Raw genomic sequence first — 640 nt, 5'->3', positions numbered from 1 at the left:
TCAATTGTTGGAAAAACAACACCATCGGCTTTCATGAAAGTGAAGCAAACCCTAACTTGGTAAAACACCTCGACTTGCTCAAGCTCGCCCCCGGTAAACGAATACTTTTACCTTTATGTGGGAAAACTCTCGATATTCCTTGGCTAGCCTCTAAGGGATTTCAGGTTGTTGGCATCGAGTTAAGCGAGTTGGCCATACAACAACTTTTCGATGAAATGGGCGTTCGGCCAGAAGTGAGCACCCAGGGGCAAATTAAACGCTATCATGCTGAGAATGTAGACATACTAGTCGGTGATTTCTTCAGTGTCGATAAAGAAACGCTTGGCCAGGTTGACGCTGTGTTTGACCGTGGCAGTTTAGTTGCTTTGCCTGTAGAGATGCGCAAGCAATATGCCTCACACCTCAACACTCTGGTTGCTCGAACGCCTCAGCTAGTGGTTTGCTATCAGTATGATCAGAGCCTAATGAGTGGTCCGCCTTTTTCAGTTAGCGAAGAAGAATTGCGACAACACTACGCACAGCATTACAACTTACGGCCCCTTGATAGCACGAAGGTTTCAGACAAGTTTTCAGCAGCCTTTCCTATCACTGAATATGTCTGGCTACTTGAGCGCAAGAATTAAACCAGCGGCCCTTTTAT

At 46.1% G+C, this 640-nt stretch carries 1 protein-coding gene; it reads left to right on the top strand.

The window, feature by feature from the left end:
• Positions 1–623 (top strand): thiopurine S-methyltransferase (gene tmpT, locus A3735_RS27940; protein ID WP_068639074.1); only part of this gene is annotated, 623 nt, incomplete at its 5' end.
• Between the last annotated feature and the right edge of the window lie 17 nt (positions 624–640).

The sequence above is a fragment of the Oleiphilus sp. HI0061 genome (genome assembly GCF_001635675.1).
The sequence above is the reverse complement of the archived record's forward strand: the minus strand, read 5'-3'. Positions and strand labels throughout refer to the sequence as shown.